The organism is Agrococcus sp. SL85 (assembly GCF_026625845.1).
GTDB lineage: Bacteria > Actinomycetota > Actinomycetes > Actinomycetales > Microbacteriaceae > Agrococcus.
Map to the genome: position 1 here is coordinate 2,407,566 of NZ_CP113066.1, position 15,133 is coordinate 2,422,698.

Annotated in this window: 16 protein-coding genes; 11 read left to right on the plus strand and 5 right to left on the minus strand. The window is 74.8% G+C overall.

Going from position 1 to position 15,133, the window contains the following annotated elements; all coding sequences use genetic code 11:
- The first annotated feature begins 46 nt into the window (after nt 1-46).
- Complete coding sequence (locus OVA14_RS11965; RefSeq protein ID WP_267504063.1) at nt 47-1,090, plus strand: LLM class flavin-dependent oxidoreductase; 1,044 nt, start codon at nt 47-49, stop codon at nt 1,088-1,090.
- On the opposite strand, the gene OVA14_RS11970 is transcribed toward OVA14_RS11965, so the two are convergent.
- On the minus strand, nt 1,087-2,280 hold the full coding sequence (locus OVA14_RS11970) for a phosphotransferase family protein (RefSeq protein ID WP_267504064.1): 1,194 nt from the start codon (nt 2,278-2,280) through the stop codon (nt 1,087-1,089). The genes OVA14_RS11965 and OVA14_RS11970 overlap by 4 nt on opposite strands.
- A 72-nt stretch (nt 2,281-2,352) precedes the next feature.
- Here OVA14_RS11970 and OVA14_RS11975 point away from each other — a divergent pair, with 72 nt between their 5' ends.
- The gene (locus OVA14_RS11975; protein WP_267504065.1) at nt 2,353-3,417 is read left to right on the plus strand and encodes an FUSC family protein; all 1,065 of its coding nucleotides are present in this window, start codon (nt 2,353-2,355) and stop codon (nt 3,415-3,417) included.
- On the opposite strand, the gene OVA14_RS11980 is transcribed toward OVA14_RS11975, so the two are convergent.
- Nucleotides 3,375-3,890, minus strand: a complete 516-nt coding sequence (locus tag OVA14_RS11980) for a hypothetical protein (RefSeq protein ID WP_267504066.1) — start codon at nt 3,888-3,890, stop codon at nt 3,375-3,377. The two genes, OVA14_RS11975 and OVA14_RS11980, sit on opposite strands and share 43 nt — an antisense overlap.
- A gap of 35 nt (nt 3,891-3,925) precedes the next feature.
- Here OVA14_RS11980 and OVA14_RS11985 point away from each other — a divergent pair, with 35 nt between their 5' ends.
- On the plus strand, nt 3,926-4,390 hold the full coding sequence (locus OVA14_RS11985; protein ID WP_267504067.1) for a phosphohydrolase: 465 nt from the start codon (nt 3,926-3,928) through the stop codon (nt 4,388-4,390).
- A 10-nt stretch (nt 4,391-4,400) separates the two neighbouring features.
- Here the strand turns inward: OVA14_RS11985 and OVA14_RS11990 are convergent, their stop codons facing one another.
- Genes OVA14_RS11990 through OVA14_RS12000 form a run of 3 tightly spaced genes read right to left on the minus strand, consistent with a single transcriptional unit; the run spans nt 4,401 to nt 8,492 of the window.
- Nucleotides 4,401-5,531, minus strand: a complete 1,131-nt coding sequence (locus tag OVA14_RS11990) for a lipid II:glycine glycyltransferase FemX (RefSeq protein WP_267504068.1) — start codon at nt 5,529-5,531, stop codon at nt 4,401-4,403.
- 7 nt (nt 5,532-5,538) lie between these two features.
- A complete protein-coding gene (locus tag OVA14_RS11995) occupies nt 5,539-6,597 on the minus strand; it encodes a lipid II:glycine glycyltransferase FemX (RefSeq protein WP_267504069.1) in 1,059 nt (352 codons plus the stop codon).
- On the minus strand, nt 6,594-8,492 hold the full coding sequence (locus OVA14_RS12000; protein WP_267504070.1) for a peptidoglycan bridge formation glycyltransferase FemA/FemB family protein: 1,899 nt from the start codon (nt 8,490-8,492) through the stop codon (nt 6,594-6,596). Before OVA14_RS12000 ends, OVA14_RS11995 begins: the two co-directional genes overlap by 4 nt.
- 133 nt (nt 8,493-8,625) lie before the next feature.
- Here OVA14_RS12000 and OVA14_RS12005 point away from each other — a divergent pair, with 133 nt between their 5' ends.
- From OVA14_RS12005 to OVA14_RS12040, 8 genes are all read left to right on the plus strand, one after another.
- On the plus strand, nt 8,626-9,087 hold the full coding sequence (locus tag OVA14_RS12005) for a hypothetical protein (RefSeq protein ID WP_267504071.1): 462 nt from the start codon (nt 8,626-8,628) through the stop codon (nt 9,085-9,087).
- A 2-nt stretch (nt 9,088-9,089) separates the two neighbouring features.
- Nucleotides 9,090-9,290 carry a helix-turn-helix transcriptional regulator gene (locus OVA14_RS12010; RefSeq protein ID WP_267504072.1) on the plus strand — a complete coding sequence of 67 codons (201 nt, stop codon included), beginning with the start codon at nt 9,090-9,092 and terminating at the stop codon, nt 9,288-9,290.
- Nucleotides 9,291-9,362: 72 nt separating this feature from the next.
- A complete protein-coding gene (locus OVA14_RS12015) occupies nt 9,363-10,292 on the plus strand; it encodes a DMT family transporter (protein WP_267504073.1) in 930 nt (309 codons plus the stop codon).
- A gap of 87 nt (nt 10,293-10,379) precedes the next feature.
- Nucleotides 10,380-11,273, plus strand: a complete 894-nt coding sequence (locus tag OVA14_RS12020) for an SDR family oxidoreductase (protein WP_267504074.1) — start codon at nt 10,380-10,382, stop codon at nt 11,271-11,273.
- Nucleotides 11,273-11,530 carry a DUF7218 family protein gene (locus tag OVA14_RS12025; RefSeq protein ID WP_267504075.1) on the plus strand — a complete coding sequence of 86 codons (258 nt, stop codon included), beginning with the start codon at nt 11,273-11,275 and terminating at the stop codon, nt 11,528-11,530. The genes OVA14_RS12020 and OVA14_RS12025 overlap by 1 nt, the downstream gene beginning before the upstream one ends.
- A gap of 158 nt (nt 11,531-11,688) precedes the next feature.
- Nucleotides 11,689-12,879 carry a MalY/PatB family protein gene (locus OVA14_RS12030; protein ID WP_267504076.1) on the plus strand — a complete coding sequence of 397 codons (1,191 nt, stop codon included), beginning with the start codon at nt 11,689-11,691 and terminating at the stop codon, nt 12,877-12,879.
- Nucleotides 12,876-14,204, plus strand: a complete 1,329-nt coding sequence (locus tag OVA14_RS12035) for an O-acetylhomoserine aminocarboxypropyltransferase/cysteine synthase family protein (RefSeq protein ID WP_267504077.1) — start codon at nt 12,876-12,878, stop codon at nt 14,202-14,204. Before OVA14_RS12030 ends, OVA14_RS12035 begins: the two co-directional genes overlap by 4 nt.
- Nucleotides 14,201-15,109 carry a methylenetetrahydrofolate reductase gene (locus tag OVA14_RS12040; RefSeq protein WP_267504078.1) on the plus strand — a complete coding sequence of 303 codons (909 nt, stop codon included), beginning with the start codon at nt 14,201-14,203 and terminating at the stop codon, nt 15,107-15,109. The genes OVA14_RS12035 and OVA14_RS12040 overlap by 4 nt, the downstream gene beginning before the upstream one ends.
- The last annotated feature ends 24 nt before the right edge of the window (nt 15,110-15,133 follow it).

Genomic DNA, 15,133 nt, shown 5'->3' on the forward strand with positions numbered 1-15,133 from the left:
GCCGGGCGCCCGACCGCGGTTGAGGCAGGCGGAGAGGAACCCACCCATGAGCCAGCTCGCCTTCGGCGTCCACACGTTCGCCTCGGTGCCTGAGGCCGACGGCCGCCCGCTGCCCCACGCGCAGGTGCTGCGCGACGTCGTCGCGGAGGGCGTCGCCGCCGACGCCGCCGGGCTCGCGTTCTTCGGCGTGGGCGAGCACCACCGCGAGGACTTCGCGGCGAGCGCGCCCGAGATCGTGCTCGGCGGGCTCGCGACGGCGACCGAGCGCATCCGGCTCGGCACGGCCGTGACGGTGCTCTCGTCGAACGACCCCGTGCGCGTGTTCGAGCAGTCCTCGACGCTCGACGGCATCTCGGGGGGCCGCGCGGAGCTCATCGTGGGCCGCGGCTCGTTCGTGGAGTCGTTCCCGCTCTTCGGCTACCGGCTCGAGGACTACGAGGCGCTCTTCGACGAGCGCCTCGAGCTGCTCGCCGCGCTCGTGCGCGAGGAGCCCGTGACGTGGTCGGGCCGCCTCCGCAGCCCCCTGCAGGACCAGGCGGTCCACCCGCGCTCGCACGCGGCCGAGCACGGCGGCCGCATGCCCGTGTGGGTGGGCGTGGGCGGCACGCCGGCCTCGGTGCTGCGCACCGCGACCCACGGCTTCGACCTCATGCTCGCGATCATCGGCGGCAGCCCCGCGCAGTTCGCGCCGTTCGCGGGCCTCTACCGGCAGGCGATGGCCGAGCTGCACCCCGGCACGACCGGCCGCGTGGGCATGCACTCCCCCGGCCTCGTCGCCGAGACCGACGCCGAGGCGCGGGCGCTGCTGGAGCCGCACTGGATGCGCTTCCGCAACCGCATCGGCCGGGAGCGCGGCTGGGGCGACGCGACCGCGCGCGAGTTCGAGGCCGCTGCGGCTGAGCACGGCGCGATCTTCGTCGGCAGCCCCGACACGGTCGCGCAGAAGGTCGTGTGGGCCGTCGAGACGCTGGGCATCGAGCGCTTCGACCTCAAGTACGACTCCGGCACGTCGCACGAGGACAACCTCCGCTCGATCCGCCTCTTCGGCGAGGAGGTCGTGCCGCGCGTGCGCGCGCTCCTGGGCCGCTAGCGAGCCCGCGCGACCGGTGCGCCGCTCAGGCGAGCACCGCGGCGGCGCGCTCGAGGAGCCGCTGCGCGACCGCCGCGCCCCGCTCGTCGCCGCGGCCCGCGCTCGCGAGCGCGTGCCCGAGCAGGTGCGTCGCGGCGATCGCGGCCGTGCGCCCGTCGCCCCGCCAGGCCGCCTGCAGGCTCGTCGGCGAAGGCGGCGAGCGCTGCCGCCGCGGCCTCCGAGCCGGAGCGCTCGGCCGCCGAGACGACCACGTGCCCGAAGAGCGCGCCCGCGTCGTCGGCGGGATCGCCGCGGCCCGCGGTGTCGATGTCGAGGATGCCCGTGATGCGGGAGGGGTCGGCCGCGTCGACGAAGATCTGCCCGAGGTGGAGGTCGCCGTGGATCGTGACGGGACCCGGCACCGCGGTGGCCGCGTAGCGGCGCCGCACGACCTCGGCGAGCCTCGCCGTCTCGCGCGCGAACAGCGGCGAGGTCTCCTCCATGCGCTCCGCGTACCACTCGACGCGGCGCGCGAGCGACTCGCGGGCCGCGACCTGCACGGGCACGCTCGCGATGTGCCGCGCGAGCTCCTCGAGGCCCTGCGCGAAGCGGGGGCGGTCGATGCGGTCGAAGACGTCGATCGCGGGCACGCCCGGCAGCTCCTCGAGCAGCACGAGCCCGGCGTCCGAGAACCCGAGCGAGCGGGGCACCGGCACGCCCGCGGCGCGGAAGCGCTCGTGCAGGTCGTGGATCGTGGCGGCGAGCGTCGGGTGCACGACCTTCGCGAACCAGCTGCGCTCGCCCGTGTCGACCCGCAGCACCGCGCGCTTGCCCGGTCGGTATGCCTCCATGCGCAGGCGGGCGCCCTCGGCCTCGATGCCGAACTTGCCCAGCACGACGCCCGCGGCCTCCGGGTAGGAGACGGCCGGCAGCGAGGGCAGCGCCGGGTCCTGCGGGTACGCCCACGCCGTCAGCCGACGGCCGGAGGCGTCGACGAGCTCGACGGTGTGCTCGTCGACGGGCGCGCTCGGCGAGGTGTTCACGTAGATCGTCACGCGCTCGACGTCGCCCTCGGCCGTGCGGACGCTGCACGCGTAGCCGACGATGAAGCCCTCGTTGACGGGCTCGGCGTCCTTCTGCGCGAAGTCGACGAGCTCCCGCCCGCTCTCGGCGACGAGCCGCATGAGCACGGCGGCGGCGTTGTCCAGCACGGTCACATCATGCACGCTCGCGGCTGGGAGCGGCAGCGGCGCGCGAGCGCGTGCGCGGCATAGGCTGACCGCATGCGATGGCTGGGCCTGCTCCTCACCGAGCAGCAGGTGTCGTGGCTGCAGGTGCTGAAGACCTCCGTCGCGATCGTCGTCGCCTGGTTCGCCTCGCAGCTGCTGCTGGGCGTGCCCATGCCGATCTTCGCCGCGATCGCCGCGCTGCTGGTCGTCGCGCCGAGCGTCAACCAGTCGCTCGGCAAGGGCCTCGAGCGCTCCGCCGGCGTGCTGGGCGGCGTCGTGCTCGCATGGATCGCAGGCCTCGTCGAGGCGCCCCTCGGGCTCCAGGGCGGCGAGCTCGTCGTGCTCGTCGTCGTCGTCGCCGCCGTCGTGCTCGCGCGCCTGCTGCGGCTCGCGCCGATGGCCGCGAACCAGGTGCCCATCAGCGCCATGATCATGCTCGCGCTCGGCGCGGGCAGCGGCCCGGAGTACGGCCTCGAGCGCATCGTCGAGACCCTCATCGGCGCCGTGTGCGCCCTCGTCGTCAACGTCGCGATCGTGCCGCCCGTGCAGCACGAGCCCGCGGAGCGCTCGCTGCGCGACCTCGCGCACGCGATCGCCGACGCCTTCGACCGCGTCGCCGGCGCGCTCACCGGCCGGCCCGAGGACAGCACGCGGCTGCTCGCCGACGCCCGCGGGCTGCGGACCCGCATCCAGGCGGCGCGGGCGTCGATGGACGCGCTCGAGGACTCCCTGCGGCTCAACCCCCGCGGCCGATCGCTCGTCGCGCGCATCGAGCGCGACGAGCGCCTGCTGCTGGCGCTCTCGGTGCTCTCGAACCGCGTCATCGGCATGTCGCGCTCGATCGCCGATCACCCCGACCTCGACCTCGCCGGCGAGCCGACCGTCGAGCGCATCGGCGAGGAGTCGCGGCGCATCGCGCACGAGGTGCGCGCGCTCGTCGACCGCCACGCGCACGCCGACGGCCGCACCTCGACGATGCCGACGCTCGACGGCCCGATGCTCACGAGCCCCATCGTCGTGCCCGCGCCGCACCCCGAGCACTGGGTGCTCATCGGGGCGCTGCTCGAGGACCTGCGTCAGGCGAGGGAGTCGCTCGAGGCGGGCGACGGCGGCGAGTAGGGCGCGAGCCACTGCAGCTGCCAGAACTCGTCGGCCGAGAGCTCGAACGAGTGGGTGTCCTTCGAGACGGCGCGCCGCACCTCGTCGGGGTCGAGCGCGGGGCGCGCGAGGATCGTGACGGCGCTCTGGCGCAGCAGCGCGGAGCGGCCGAAGTGGATCGCGATGATGTCGGGCGTCGCGGGCGTGTCGGAGACGACGTAGGCGCTCGCGAGGAGCCGCGAGCGGCCGTGCATGCGCCACGAGAAGTGCCGCCCCGCCCAGGCCGCCTCGGCCTCGACCTCGCGATCGCCCTTGTCGGGCCGGTGGTACTCGTAGACCTCGCGGAGCTGCAGCGGCGAGGGCTGCACGAGCTCGAACGTGACGCGCGGGTTCTTGCGCTCCGCGCTCATCCAGTACGGGAAGGTCGTCGCGCGGATCGCCCAGGTGCCGCGCAGCAGCCGGGCGAGCTCGGCGGGATCGGCGACGCGTGACATGGGCCAAGGATAGCCACCCCGGCTACGCTCGCGTCATGGCGCACGACGACCTCGAGCGGGCGATCGTGCTCGCAGCCCGCGCGTACGACGGTCGCGTCGACCGCCAGGGCGACCCCTACGTCGCCCACGCGATCCGCGTCATGCACGCCGTCGAGGGCGACGACGCCAAGGCCGTCGCGATCCTGCACGACGTCTTCGAGTGGGGGCGCATCTCGCTGCGCGAGTTCACGGGCGCGAAGCTGCCGAAGCGCGTCGTCGACGCGGTCGACGCGCTGACGAAGCGCGAGGGCGAGACGCTCGCGGAGCACGCCGAGCGCGTCCGCGCGAGCGAGCTCGCCGTGCGCGTCAAGCGCGCCGACCTCGTCGACAACGCGCTCGAGAGCAGGCTCGACCGGCTGCCCTCGAAGGGCCAGCGGGAGCGCCTCGTGGGGATGTACCGCGAGACGGCCGAGCTGCTCGGCTGGAGCCTCGACGAGCTCTGCGGCCGCGAGGTGCGCTGAGCGCGGCGCGCTACCAGATGCCCCACGGCCGGCGGCGGACGCGGCGCTCGATCGGCAGCAGCAGGCGCAGGAAGAGCGCGTAGCGACGCTCGTCGAGCACGAGGTCGTGGCTCGGCAGGTGGTCGACGATGGGGCCGAACAGCCGCTTGAAGATGCCCGGGCCGTGCATGCGGTGCGTCTCGTCGTCGGCGCGCCACGAGGGCGGCGTCGCGTAGGTGTCGTACACCTCGCGGCCCTCGTGCTCCTTGAACCACTGCATCGCCGTCCAGCGGATGAGGTGCGCGCCGCCGCGGATGGCCCGGTCGGGCACCGAGCCGCCGTCCTTCGCGAGCGCGTAGCGGCCGAAGCCGATCATGAAGGCGGAGGCCTGCGGGCCCTCGTGGGCGCCGTCGTAGCCGAACCAGAAGTGGCCCTGGCCGCGCTCGCACAGCTCCGACCAGAGCTGGTGGTAGTAGGCGTAGGGCTTCATGGTGTCGACGCCCTTGCCGCCCGCGACGGTCTGCATGAGCGCGTACATCTGCTCGTACGTCGCCTCCGAGTGCTCGACCTTCTCGACCCGGTAGCCGTGCTTCTCGGCGTTGCGGATGTGGTTGCGCAGCTTCTTGTTGAAGCCCGCGAAGATCTCCTCGACCGTGGGCGTCAGGTCGACGAGCACGGTGTGGACGTTCTGCTGGATCGTGTTGGCCGCGCGGAACCCGGCCTCGGCGAGCGCGGCGCGGCCCTCCTCGGTGTCGAGCACGTAGGGCTCGACCTTCACGGCGTAGACGCCGCGCGCCTCGGTGCCGCGCGCGCGGCGGATGGCGTCGGCGATGCCGGCCAGGTCGTCGAGGGCAGCGCCGGGGCCGAGCGGCAGGTACCAGAAGCGGCCGGCGAGGCTGCGGTGCTCGAGCGCGAGCACGAAGACGCGCTCGACGGGCTCGTCGGGCTCCGGCTCGCCCTCGGGCGGGTCCTCGACGCCGCGCTCGAGGACGAGGAAGCGCGGGATGAGCCGCTCGGTGGCCTTGAGGCGCGCGTAGGCGACGCCCTGCGTCCACTGCCCGCCGTCGGGGTTGTGCTGCACGAGGTCGTCCCACTCGGCGAGCTCGTGCTGCGCGGCGCGTCGGAGGCTCCAGGGGCGATCCGCGGTCGTCTGCTCGGTCATGGCTCCCCTAGCGCAGCGCGTCGGTGCCGGGCTTCAGGCGCCACTCGATGCGGCGGACGAGCCGCTCCCACAGCCGGTGGCGCACGGGGCGCAGCACGATGTCGAACGAGGGCAGGTAGCTCACGACCGGCCCGAACTTCTTCTTGAACTGGCCGACGCCGTGGTACCAGTGCGTCGTGTCGTCCATGAGCTCCGGCCTAGGCGTGCCGCACAGGTCGAAGGCCGCCTTGCCGTCGGCGGCGGCGTCCTGCATCGCGCGCCACAGCAGCAGCGCGGCGCCGCCGGCGATCGAGCGCACGGGGCGCGAGCCGCCGTCCTTGTAGACGGCGGTGCGGCCCGCGAGGGTGACGAAGATCGCGGCCTGCGCGTCGGCCGAGTCGTCGTCGTAGCCGAAGTAGAAGCGGCCGTTGCCGGTCTTGGCGAACTCCGTCCAGAACAGCCGGTAGTAGGCGTACTCGCGCATCGCGGCGACGCCCTTGCCGCCGTTGATCGTCTTCAGCAGCTCGTAGAAGCGCACCATGTCGGCCTCGGTGGCGTCGGCCGCCTCGATCCGCTCGACCCGGTAGCCCTTGTTCTCGGCACCCCGGATCGACGAGCGGAGCTTCTTCTGGAAGTCCATGATGAGGTCGTCGCCGCGCGTGAGGTCGAGCACGACCGTGTGCGTCAGCAGCTGCATGTCGCGGCTGCGCACGGCGCCCGTCGCCTCCATGCGCGCGACGAGCTCGGGGCTCCGCAGCAGGTGCGGCTCGACCTTGATGGCGAGGAGGCCCTCCTGCGCGAGGCCGAAGGCGCGGATCGCCGCGACCATGCCCTCGAGGTCGTCGCAGGTCGGGCCGAGCGGCACGTACCAGTAGCGGCCGAGCCAGACCGTGCCCTCGTGGGCGAGCGCGTAGACGGTCTCGGCGCCCTCGACGACGAGGAAGCGCGGCTCGAGCCGGTCGTAGCGCTTGATGGCGGCCATCGCGCGCGCGCCGGTCATGATGCCGCCGTCGGGGTTCGTCTCGATGAGCTCGTCCCAGCGGGCGATCTCGTCGTCGGTCGCGAAGCGGACGCTCGTGGCGGTCATCGGAGGGTGTCCGGTCCCTTGCGGATGCGCCACTCGACGCGGCGCACGAGGCCCTCCCACACGCGGTGGCGCAGGGGCCGCAGCACGAGGTCGAACGACGGCAGGAAGTCGGTGATCGGGCCGAAGCGCAGCTTGAACTGCGCGAGGCCGTGGAAGGGGTGCGTCTCGTCGTCGGCGCGGTCCTTCGGAGGCGTGCCGGCGAGGTCGAAGGCGAGCTTGCCCTCGGCGATCGCGTCCTGCATCGCCGTCCACAGCAGCAGCGCGGAGCCGCCGTTGATCTGCCGGTCGGGGCGCGAGCCGCCGTCCTTGTAGACGACGGTGCGGCCCGCGGTCGTGACGAAGATGCCCGCCTGCGGACGGCCGGTGTCGTCGTCGTAGCCGAAGTAGAAGCGGCCCGTGCCGGCCTCGGCGAACGCGCCCCAGAAGGCGTCGTAGTAGGCGCGCTCGCGCATGCCCGCCATGCCCTTGCCGCCCGCGACGGTGAGCATCATCGCGTGCATCGCGTCGAAGGTCTCCTGCGTGGGCTCCGGGCGCTCGACCCGGTAGCCCTTCTTCAGCGCCCCGCGCACCTGGCGGCGGATCATCTGCGAGAACGAGGCGAAGAGCGCCTCCTCCCCCTGCTCGAGGTCGAGCACGACCGTGTGCGTCATGACCTGCATGTCGCGGCTGCGCTCGAGGCCCAGCGCGACGAGCTCGTCGATGCGCTCGGGGCTCGACTCGAGGTGCGGCTCGACCTTCACGACGAGCACGTCGCGCTCGGCCGCGGCGAAGGCGCGGAGGCCCTCGACGACCGCTGCCATGTCGGTCGCGGTCGGGCCCATGGGCGCGTACCAGTAGCGCCCCATCGAGACCCGGCCCTCGAGCAGGAGCACGTGGATGCGCTCGGCGCCCTCGGCGGCCGGCGCGTCGATGACGAGGAAGACGGGCTCCAGCCCGTCGAAGCGCTTCGTCGCGGCGAAGGCGCTCGACTGCACCATGTGCCCGCCGTCGGGGTTCGACTCGATGAGCGCGTCCCAGCGCGCGATCTCGTCGGGCGTGGCACGGCGCACCTGGGCTGCGTGGGGCATGGGACCTCTCGGCGGGGCGGTTCGGCGGGCGGCTGCGGAGCGCGACCAGCCTACGACGCGGCCTGCGGGGGCGCCGTCGCCTCGCCGCGGAGGTCGCGCACGAGGAGCGTCGCCCCGACGATCGCGGCGGGGGTCGCGACGACGGCGAGGCCCGGCACGAGCAGCAGCAGGTAGGCCGCGACCCCGAAGCCGAGCGAGCGCCACGGCCGCGAGCGCAGCAGCGCCCGGCGCTCCGCGAGCGTCAGGCCGCGCGCGTCGCCCGCGAGCCCCGTGAGGCTCGCGGGCGAGCGCACGGCCGCCGAGCGTCGCGCCGACGACGAGGCCGAGCGCGGCGCCGACGAGGGGCACGAGGCCCGCGACGAAGACCACGAGCGCGGTGCCGAGCGCCATCCCGAGCAGGACCACGGCATCCCGCAGGCCCGCGCCGAGCCCTGCCCAGAAGCCGCGGTCCGCGCCCGCGGGCGCGGCGCCGAGCCGCTCGTCGACGCGCGCGCGGATGCGCTCGTAGAAGGGCTCGCCGACGGCGAGCGTGATCGCGGCGAAGGTGAGCACGCACAGCACGACCGTGCCGACGAGGATGCCGAGGCCGATCGCGAAGCGGACGGCGCCCGACCAGAGCGCGTCCCAGCCGCTCGCCCACGGGCTGAGCGCCGTCGCCCAGCCGTCGACGTTGAGCGCGACCACGACGACGAGGGCGAGCATCGCGGCTCCCACGATGAGCGCCGGCACGGCGCCGAGCGCCATGAGGCCGGGATCGCGCGCCCAGGTGCCGAAGCCGCGCAGCAGCAGGCGGGCGCCGGCGACGAGCTCGGAGAGGCGTTCGCGCATGCGGCCATGCTGGCACCCGCCGCTGGACGGGCGCCGCGGCGGGCTTGCGCCGCCCCGCCGAGATGTGTCAAGGTCGCTTGACATGTCAAGCACGCTTGACGCAGTTCCCACGACGACGGGCACGGAGGACGAGATGGGCGCAGCGACGACGGACCGCCGGACGCGATGGGGCCGCGTGCGCGGCACGGCCGGCATGCCCGCCCTGGCGATCGCGATCCCCGTGGGGCTGCTGCTGGGCGCCGCCGGTGGCGCGGTCGCCGCCGCCATGATCGACGCGCCCTCCCCGATGCTCGTCGGGCTCGCCGTCGGCGCATCGATGGGGGTCCCGTTCGTCGCCCTCGTGTGGGCGCTGCTCGTCGACCGCGAGAGCCTGCGCGGCGTCGTCGACCGCCCGGAGGAGTCCGTCGAGGGCGCCTGGTACGACCGCGCGGCGCAGGGCGCGTTCTCCGACACGATCCTCGTCGTCGGCCTCGCCACCGCGGCGCTCGCCGTCACCGGGCTCCGCATCGACGTCGTCGTCGCGCTCGTGGGGGTGCTGCTGGTCGCCATGGCCAGCTGCGGCATCCGCTACCTCGTCGCGCGCCGGCGGGGCTGAGCGTGGAGAACGCGCTGCCCTCGCTCCGCCGGGAGCGCGGCTGGTCGCAGCAGCGGCTCGCGGACGAGCTCGGCGTCTCGCGCCAGACCGTCATCTCGATCGAGCGCGGCCGCTTCGACCCGAGCCTGCCGCTCGCGTTCCGGATCGCGCGGGCCTTCGGCACCTCGATCGAGGCCGTCTTCGTGCCGGACGACGCGAGCTGACGACGCGGGCCGACGACGCGACCGGACCGGCGACCCCGTGCCGGCATCGCGGCGCGACCTAGGATCGGAGGCGTGCCGCACGTCGCCTCCGCCGCCGGCACCGCCGCGCGCCCGAGGCACGCGATCGCGGTGCTCCTGGCCGCGGTGCTGTGGGGCACCACCGGCACCGTCGCCCACTTCGCGCCCGAGGGCTCCTCGCCGCTCGCGATCGGCCTCGCCACCTTCGGCGTCGGCGGCGTCGTGCTCGCGGCGCTCTCGGCGCGGCGCGTGCTCGCGGTGCTGCGCCGCCGCGACCAGCTCGGCTGGGTGCTCGCGGGCGCCGTCGGCGTCGTGCTCTACCCCGCGTGCTACTACCCGTCGATGGCGCTCGCCGGCGTCGCGGTGGGCAACGTCGTGGCGCTCGGGTCCGGGCCGATCTTCGCCGCGCTCCTCGAGTGGGCCGTGGAGCGGCGCCGCCCGGGGCGCCGCTGGTCGATCGCGACCGCCGTCGCCGTCGTCGGCATCGCGCTGCTCGCGGCGGGCGGCCACGGCGGCGCCGCCGAGGATCCGGGAGCGGCGCCCCTCGGGGTCCTGCTCGCGCTCGTCGCGGGCTTCGGCTACGCGCTCTACTCGTTCGCCGGCGCCCGCCTGATCCGCGGCGGCTCGACCGCGAGCGGCTCGATGGGCGCGCTCTTCCTCGTCGGCGGCGTCGCGTGCCTCGTCGGCCTCGCGACCGTCGGGCTCGGGCCGCTCGCCTCCCCCGCCGGCGCGCTGACGATCGCCTACCTCGGCCTCGTGCCCATGGCGCTCTCGTACGTGCTCTTCGGCTACGCGCTGCGCGCCCTCGCCTCGACGACCGCGACGACGATCGCCCTCGCGGAGCCCGTCGTCGCGACGCTCCTGGCGGTCGCCATCGTCGGCGAGCGGCCGAACGCGGTCGGCTGGCTGGGCCTCGTCGTGGTCGCGGTCGGCATCGGCCTGCTCGCGATCCGGCGACGCGCGCGCCCCGCCCCGGCGGCCTGAGCCCCGTCGCGCCCCGACGTACCGGCTCCCAGGGTCCGGGCGTAGCGTCCGTGGGGTACAGATCGACGACCTGAGGAGCGGACCCCGATGACGCACCACGACCGGACGCACGATCCCGCCGGCGCACCCCCGAGCGGCCCCTTCCCCGCGCAGCAGCAGCCCGCGCAGCCCGGCCTCACCGCCCCGATGGACCCGCGGCCCGACCACGGCGAATCGAGCTGGCGGGGCTCCGGCCGGCTCGTCGGCCGCCGCGCCCTCATCACGGGCGGCGACAGCGGCATCGGCCGTGCCGTCGCGGTGGCCTACGCGCGAGAGGGCGCCGACGTCGCGATCGTCCACCTGCCCGAGGAGGCGGAGGACGCCGCCGAGGTGCGGAGGCTCGTCGAGGCCGAGGGGCGCGCCTTCCACGCGATGGCGATCGACCTGCAGGACGAGCAGGGCTGCGTCGACGCGGTCGCGGGCGCCATCGACGCGCTCGGCGGCCTCGACGTCGTCGTCAGCAACGCGGCGTACCAGCGGCAGCGCGGCGGCATCGAGACCTTCGAGGTGGCGGAGGTGGAGCGCGTGCTGCGCACGAACCTCATCGCCGCCATCGTGCTCGCGCGCGAGGCCGTGCCGCACCTCGCCCCCGGCTCGTCGTTCATCACGACGACGTCGATCCAGGCGCAGGATCCCGCCCCGGGCCTCCTCGACTACGCGATGACGAAGGCGGCGCAGGTCGCCTTCACCGAGGCGCTCGCGAAGGAGCTGGGGCCCAAGGGCATCCGCGTGAACGCCGTCGCCCCGGGCCCCATCTGGACCCCGCTGATCCCCGCGACCGGCTTCCCGGACGAGAAGGTCGCCGAGTTCGGCCAGGACACCCCGCTCGGCAGGGCCGGCCAGCCGGCCGAGCTCGCGGGCGCCTACGTCTACCTCGCGAGCGAGGAGGCCTCGTACGTCTCGGGCGCGGTCGTGCCCGTCACCGGAGGGAGGGGGTTCTGATGCCGAACCCGAGCATCAAGGACGAGGAGCTCTACCGGAAGCTCCGCGAGGAGGGGAGCTCGGCGGAGAAGGCGGCCCGCATCGCCAACGCGGCCGCGCGCGACGGCCGGAAGGCCGTGGGCGAGCGCGGCGGCGACGCCGAGCCCTACGAGGACCGCACCGTCGCGCAGCTCAGGGCACGGGCGAAGGAGCTCGGCATGACGGGGTACTCGGACCTGCGCAAGGACGAGCTCATCGATCGCCTCAGGAACCACTGAGCTGGGCCCTGCGGGGCCGAGCACGCGCTCGGCGCGGAGGCTCGGCAGCCCTGACGCCGCAGCGTTGCGAAGTGTGAAGCGGGCGGCTGTCGCTCGCCCTCGGCGCGCTGTCATCCTTGCCCGACCCGAGCCGACCGGCCCGGGCCGAGGGGAGACGCATGGCCGACCGATGTCGCGAGCAGCACGCGTTCGACGCGATCCGGCGGGACGACCTCGAGCGGCCGTCGAGCCGCAAGTGGAGCCTGCACCCCGGCACGATCGGGGCGTGGGTGGCCGAGATGGACTTCGGCACGGCACCCGCCGTGCGCGAGGCCCTGCAGCGCGCGGTCGTCGACGACGTGCTCGGCTACCTCTCCCCCGCGACCGCCGCCGACCTCGCCGAGGCGACCGCGCTCCACCAGGCGCGCGAGCACGGCTGGGCGATCGACCCCGAGCGCGTGCACGCGGTCTCGGACGTCATGGCAGCGCTCGGCGTCGCCGTCGAGGAGTACACGCCCGAGGGCTCGGCCGTCATCGTGCCGACCCCGGCCTACATGCCCTTCCTCACCTACCTCGAGCGGCTCGGCCGCCCCGTGGTGCAGGTGCCCGGCGTCGTCGTCGGCGGCCGCTGGCAGCACGACCTCGACGGGATCGACCGCGCCTTCGCCGCCGGCGCCCGCACGCTCGTGCTCTGCAACCCCCACAACCCCACGGGCACCGTGCTGCCGCGCGAGGAGCTGCGCGCGATCAGCGAGATCGTCGAGCGCCACGGCGGCCGCGTCTTCGCCGACGAGATCCACGCGGCCATCCGCTACGACGGCCGCGCGCACGTGCCCTACGCCTCCGTCTCGGCGGCCGCCGCGGGCCACGCGATCACGGGAACGAGCGCCTCGAAGGCCTGGAACATCCCGGGCCTGAAGGCCGCGCAGCTCATCACCTCGAACGAGGCCGACGAGGCCGTGTACCGGCGCTTCGGCTTCGCCGTCGTCCACGGCGCCTCGACGCTCGGCGTCATCGCCTCGGCCGCCGCCTACCGCGACGGCGGCCACTGGCTCGCGGGCACCGTGCGCTACCTGCAGGGCAACCGCGACCTGCTCGCGAGCCTCCTCGCAGCGCGCCTGCCGCAGGTCGCGTGGCGCCCGCCGGAGGCCACCTACCTCGCCTGGCTCGACCTCGCCGCGCTCGGCATCGACGGCAGCCCGGCCGAGCTCCTGCGCGAGCGCGCGGGCGTCACCCTCACCGACGGCGCGCTCTGCGGCGCCGGCTCCGAGCGGCACGTGCGGCTCGTGTTCGCGACCCCCGCGCCCGTGCTCGCGGAGGCCGTCGACCGGCTCGCCGACGCGCTCGCCCCGGCGGGAGCCGCGCGGTGACCGCCGTCGGGACCGTGGCCCCCGCCCGGACGCTCGGCTTCGAGACCCGCCAGGTGCACGCCGGCGCGATCCTCGACGCCGAGGCCGGCGCGCGCGTCACGCCCATCTACCAGAGCGCCGGCTACGTCTTCGACTCCTTCGACGACGGCGCCCTCCGCTTCGCCGGGCGCTCGGCGCAGCGCGCCTACTCGCGCAACGACAACCCCACGAACGTCGTCGCCGCGCGCCGCATCGCCGACCTCGAGGGCGGCCTCGACGGCGTGCTCGTGGCGAGCGGCCAGGCCGCCATCGCAGCCGCGCTCGGCGGGCTCGCCCAGGCGGGCGACCGCATCCTCGCCGCCGACCGGCTCTACGAGGGCACGCGCGAGATGGTGCGCGGGCTGCTGCGCCGCCAGGGCCTCGCCTTCGACACCCTCCCGATCGACAGCGACGAGGAGGCGTGGGTCGCCGCAGTGCGGCCCGAGACGCGCGCGATCTACGCGGAGTCGATCGCCAACCCGCTCGGCGAGGTCGCCGACCTCGACCTGCTCGGCCGCGTCTCTGCTCGCACGGGCGTGCCGCTCGTCGTCGACAACACCGTCGCCACCCCCTACCTGAACCGGCCGATCGAGCACGGCGCCGCCGTCGTCATCCACTCCACCTCGAAGTGGCTCGGCGGCCACGGCTCCGTCATCGGCGGCGCGATCGTCGACGGCGGCTTCGACTGGGACGCCGAGCGGTTCCCGCACCTGCACGCGCCCCGGCCGCACGGCGCACCCAGCTGGGTCGAGGCGTTCGGCCGCGGCGCCTACGGCGCGTACCTGCGCTCGGTCGTCGTGCTCGAGCAGGGCCCGACGATGCCGCCGACGAGCACCTTCCTGCTGCTGCACGGCATCGAGACGCTCTCGCTCCGCATGGAGCGGCACGTCGCCAACGCGCACGCCGTCATCGACGCGCTCGCCGGCCACCCCGCCATCGCGCGCATCCACCACCCCTCGCTCGACGCGGCGAGGGCGGAGGTCGTGGCACGGCTGCTGCCCGACGGCGCCGGCAGCGTCGTCTCCCTCGACCTCGCGGGGGGCCGCGACGCCGCCCGCGCCTTCCTCGACCGGCTGGAGCTCGTGAGCCAGATGACCCACATCGGCGACGTCCGCACGCTCGCGATCCACACCGGGAGCACCATCCACGGCAAGCTCGACGAGGAGGAGCGGCTCGCGCTCGGCGTCACGCCCGGCCTCGTGCGGCTCTCGATCGGCATCGAGCGGGCCGACGACATCGTCGCCGACCTGCTGCAGGCGCTCGACGCCCTGTCCGCAGGCACGCCGGGGACGGAGGCCGCAGCATGAGCATCCGCTACTCCTTCGAGCTCTTCCCGCCCCGCGACGAGGCCTCGGCCGCGCGCGTGCAGGCGGCGGTCGACGCCTTCGTCGGCCTCGCCCCCGAGTTCGTCTCCGTCACCTTCGGCGCAGGCGGCTCGTCGACGCACCACTCGCTCGCGGTGCTGCAGCGCCTCCTCGACGGCGGCCAGAGCCCCATGGCGCACCTGACGTGCGTGGGCCTCGAGGTGCACGAGACGGCCCGGCTCGTGCGGCAGTTCCTCGACGCCGGCATCACGAAGTTCCTGGCCCTCCGCGGCGACGAGCCCAAGGACCCCGCGCACCGGCCCCGCACGACGCTGTCGTCCGCGGCCGAGCTCGTGCAGCTCATCGAGCGCGTCGAGAAGGAGCGCGTGCCCTACGCCGAGGTGCCGCTGCCGGGCCTGCGCTCGGTGGCGCTCGCGGAGCGCCGCGCCGCGGTCGAGATCGCGGTCGCCGCGTTCCCCAACGGCCACCCGGGCTCGGGCATCCACCGCAGCGACGTCGACGCCCTGCTCGCCAAGCAGGCGGCCGGCGCGACGATGGCGATCACGCAGCTGTTCTTCGACCCGTACGACTACGTGCGCTTCGTCGAGCTCGCCCGCACGAAGGGCGTCACGATCCCGATCGTGCCGGGCATCGTGATCCCCACGTCGCTCCGCCGCCTCGTCCGCTCGGCCGAGCTCGCGGGCGAGGGCCTCCCGCAGGTGCTCGCCGACCGGCTCGAGCAGGCGAGCCCCGCGGATGCCGTGCGCATCGGCGTCGACGCGGCCGTCGCGCAGATCGCCGCGCTCGAGGAGGCCGAGGCCCCCTCGGTGCACCTCTACACCTTCAACGACCACCGCCCCGCCGTCGAGGTCCTCACGCGGCTCGGCGCCCTCACCCCCGCCGCCTGAGCGCGGACGACCCCAAGGAGCAGC

What these genes read in the sequence shown, in the direction of transcription:
- OVA14_RS11985 (WP_267504067.1), top strand. Translation starts at nt 3,926, where the DNA reads ATGGCGCACGACGACCTCGAGCGGGCGATCGTGCTCGCAGCCCGCGCG.
- OVA14_RS11995 (WP_267504069.1), bottom strand. Translation starts at nt 6,597, where the DNA reads ATGACCGCCACGAGCGTCCGCTTCGCGACCGACGACGAGATCGCCCGC.
- OVA14_RS11965 (WP_267504063.1), top strand. Translation starts at nt 47, where the DNA reads ATGAGCCAGCTCGCCTTCGGCGTCCACACGTTCGCCTCGGTGCCTGAG.
- OVA14_RS12000 (WP_267504070.1), bottom strand. Translation starts at nt 8,492, where the DNA reads ATGCGCGAACGCCTCTCCGAGCTCGTCGCCGGCGCCCGCCTGCTGCTG.
- OVA14_RS12020 (WP_267504074.1), top strand. Translation starts at nt 10,380, where the DNA reads ATGACGCACCACGACCGGACGCACGATCCCGCCGGCGCACCCCCGAGC.
- OVA14_RS12030 (WP_267504076.1), top strand. Translation starts at nt 11,689, where the DNA reads ATGGCCGACCGATGTCGCGAGCAGCACGCGTTCGACGCGATCCGGCGG.
- OVA14_RS11980 (WP_267504066.1), bottom strand. Translation starts at nt 3,890, where the DNA reads ATGTCACGCGTCGCCGATCCCGCCGAGCTCGCCCGGCTGCTGCGCGGC.
- OVA14_RS12040 (WP_267504078.1), top strand. Translation starts at nt 14,201, where the DNA reads ATGAGCATCCGCTACTCCTTCGAGCTCTTCCCGCCCCGCGACGAGGCC.
- OVA14_RS11990 (WP_267504068.1), bottom strand. Translation starts at nt 5,531, where the DNA reads ATGACCGAGCAGACGACCGCGGATCGCCCCTGGAGCCTCCGACGCGCC.
- OVA14_RS11975 (WP_267504065.1), top strand. Translation starts at nt 2,353, where the DNA reads ATGCGATGGCTGGGCCTGCTCCTCACCGAGCAGCAGGTGTCGTGGCTG.
- OVA14_RS12025 (WP_267504075.1), top strand. Translation starts at nt 11,273, where the DNA reads ATGCCGAACCCGAGCATCAAGGACGAGGAGCTCTACCGGAAGCTCCGC.
- OVA14_RS12005 (WP_267504071.1), top strand. Translation starts at nt 8,626, where the DNA reads ATGGGCGCAGCGACGACGGACCGCCGGACGCGATGGGGCCGCGTGCGC.